This is a genomic window from Bacillus sp. LR_5 (assembly GCF_042709275.1).
Map to the genome: position 1 here is coordinate 1 of NZ_JAVAXX010000479.1, position 2,976 is coordinate 2,976.

Here is a 2,976-nt window from a genome sequence, read left to right on the forward strand (position 1 = left end):
TGTATGTATTCTGTTTGATTTTCCTATTTCCTTTAATTATAATAGTCTACTTTACGACATTTTCTGAGCATTTTCTCTTTTGTTGTATACTGATATTGTACGTTATAAAGGAGGATTCACTTATGTTGAAAATATTTACGACGCAGTTAACAGGTATTTTTTCCCGCATTCAGGATAAGGAATCTGACGCGATTGAAGATGGGGCGCGGCTGCTTGCTCAAGCGGTGATCAGCGGGCATTCCATTTATTTATACGGTGCCAATGAGCTTCAGGGCGTCTTTTATGAGGCCACCGAAAGCAGCGAACCCTTCCCATCTGTCAAAGCCTTTCCGGAAAACGCTGAGGAAGTGACAGAAAGCGACAGGGTGCTGATGTTTTGCTCTGGAACGGGGACAGCCGAAGAGCAGGCGCTCGCGAAAGAGCTTTATGAAAAAGGCACGGGAGTCGTTTGCGTATCGCCGGCAGCTAAAGAAAGTGCGGGAATGGAACAATATTGCGATGTGCATATTGATTCTAAATTAAAAATGCCGCTCGTTCCCGATGAAGACGGCACCCGTTACGGATTTCCCTCTTTAATGACAGCACTGTATGTCTACCATGCATTATCGTTTACATTAAAAGAAATTCTGCAAGAGTATGCATAATATCTTATTGTACATGCTGTATCTTGCAGGAAACAAATAAAAAAGACTTGCCCGCTATTGACAAACGGCAAGTCTTTTTTGATTACTTCTGATTTGCAGCTTCGACAGACGCTCCGATAAAGCCTTTGAATAGAGGCTGAGGTCTTGTCGGTCTTGACTTGAACTCTGGGTGGAACTGAGAAGCCACGAACCAAGGGTGGTCTTTCAGCTCGATGATTTCAACAAGGCGTCCGTCAGGGCTTGTGCCTGAGAATACAAAGCCTTGGTCTTCCATTTGCTGTCTGAATTCGTTGTTGAATTCATAACGGTGGCGGTGACGCTCGTACACCACTTCATCCTGATACACTTCAAAGGCTTTCGTGCCCTCTTCAAGCTTACATGGGTAAAGGCCGAGACGAAGCGTTCCTCCGAGATCCTCAACATCCTTCTGTTCAGGAAGAAGGTCAATGATCGGGTATTTAGTTGACGGATCAATTTCCGCAGAGTGAGCGCCTTTTAAGCCTAATACATTACGTGCGTATTCAATAGACGCAACCTGCATGCCCAAGCAAATGCCCAAGAATGGAATGTTGTTTTCGCGCGCGTATTTTGTTGCAACGATTTTGCCTTCAACACCGCGGTCTCCGAATCCGCCCGGCACGATGATGCCGTCCGTTCCGCTTGTGAGCTCTTCGATGTTGCTTTCTGTCACTTCTTCTGCGTTGATCCATTTCACTTTTACATCTGTGTCAAACGCATATCCCGCATGGCGGAGAGACTCGACAACAGAGATGTATGCGTCAGGAAGCTCAACGTATTTACCGACAAGGCCGATCGTAATTGTTTGAGACAGATTGCTAACCTTGTTAACAAGCTCTTTCCACTCTGACATTTCAGCCTCTTTGCATGCCAATTGCATGTGCTCGCAAACAAGCTTGTCTAGTCCTTGTTTTTGCAGCTCAAGCGGAATGGAGTATAGGTTGTCCGCATCTTCACACTCGATCACCGCTTTTGTATCGATGTCGCAGAATAGCGCAATTTTATCTTTCATATCTTGAGAAATCGGCATTTCTGTACGCACGACGATGATGTTTGGCTGAATGCCCAAGCTGCGTAATTCTTTTACGCTGTGCTGTGTCGGTTTTGTTTTCAATTCGCCCGCAGCTTTAATGTAAGGAACAAGCGTACAGTGGATGTACATTACGTTTTCACGGCCGATGTCGCTCTTCATTTGGCGGATCGCTTCAAGAAATGGCAGTGATTCGATGTCCCCGACAGTACCGCCAATTTCTGTAATGACGACATCCGCGTTTGTTTCTTTCCCCGCGCGGTAAACACGGTCTTTCAGTTCGTTTGTAATGTGCGGAATAACCTGTACGGTTCCGCCAAGATAGTCTCCGCGGCGTTCTTTTTTAAGAACTGTTGAATAGATTTTACCAGTTGTCACGTTGCTGAATTTATTGAGGTTGATGTCGATAAAACGCTCATAGTGACCAAGGTCCAAGTCTGTTTCGGCGCCGTCATCCGTTACGAATACTTCACCGTGCTGGTATGGGCTCATTGTTCCCGGGTCGACGTTGATGTATGGATCAAATTTTTGGATCGTCACGTTCAGTCCACGGTTTTTCAGCAAACGTCCCAATGAAGCTGCTACAATACCCTTTCCAAGTGAGGATACGACTCCCCCGGTTACAAAAATATATTTCGTCATTTCGTTTGCTCCTCTCTTCGCTCTTAGCTACATTTTTAAAATGTACTGTTTTATAGAAAATCATTTAGCATTTTAAATGATTTATAAGAAAAATGAGGGGTGAAAATAAGAAAGCTCCCTTTCAATTTCTTGAAAGGGAGCATAACGCACTATGTTCTCTCTTCGTTTTTGAAGAGCCCAAAATACATACTACATAGTTCGACTATGAAAGTCAAGATGGTTTTAAAGATGATCTATTACTATTTGAGATCCTCATCTTCATCATCAAGATCTTCATCATCTTCCTCAATAATATCCTCTTCGATCTCAAGATCATCATCGTCTTCATCAAGATCTTCATCGTCAAAATCGTCGGTGTCAAGATCAAGTTCTTCCTCGACTTCATCTAAATCAATGTCGTCTTCGTCGATCACTTCAAACTCGTCAAGGTCAAGATCTTCTTCGACTACTTTCTTCGCTTTTTTCTTTTTCGCCTTGACGGTCGGCTGCGTTTCTTCGTCAAGCTGATCATACGGATACCAGCTGCGAAGTCCCCAAGTCTGGTCAGAAAGCGCCAGGAAGCGGCCGTCAATGTTTAAATCTGTATAAAATTGAGCGATGCGGTCTCCAAGCTCTTCTTTTGTCACGCCGAGCAAAGATGCA

At 44.3% G+C, this 2,976-nt stretch carries 3 protein-coding genes; 1 reads left to right on the top strand and 2 read right to left on the bottom strand.

The annotated features are described in order from the left end of the window. Positions 1 to 122: 122 nt before the first annotated feature. The gene (locus RAC86_RS37330) at positions 123 to 644 is read left to right on the top strand and encodes a DUF2529 domain-containing protein (protein WP_072565418.1); all 522 of its coding nucleotides are present in this window, start codon (positions 123 to 125) and stop codon (positions 642 to 644) included. Positions 645 to 726: 82 nt separating this feature from the next. Here the strand turns inward: RAC86_RS37330 and pyrG are convergent, their stop codons facing one another. Together pyrG and rpoE are read right to left on the bottom strand one after the other, a co-directional pair. Next, positions 727 to 2,334, bottom strand: a complete 1,608-nt coding sequence (pyrG, locus tag RAC86_RS37335) for a glutamine hydrolyzing CTP synthase (protein WP_072565419.1) — start codon at positions 2,332 to 2,334, stop codon at positions 727 to 729. Between the two features lie 239 nt (positions 2,335 to 2,573). Then, positions 2,574 to 2,976: DNA-directed RNA polymerase subunit delta (gene rpoE, locus RAC86_RS37340; protein ID WP_377886824.1), on the bottom strand; the 403-nt coding region annotated here is incomplete at its 5' end.

Excerpts from the sequence above, each read along its gene's own strand:
- RAC86_RS37330 (WP_072565418.1), top strand. The coding sequence starts at position 123 with ATGTTGAAAATATTTACGACGCAGTTAACAGGTATTTTTTCCCGCATT.
- pyrG (WP_072565419.1), bottom strand. The coding sequence starts at position 2,334 with ATGACGAAATATATTTTTGTAACCGGGGGAGTCGTATCCTCACTTGGA.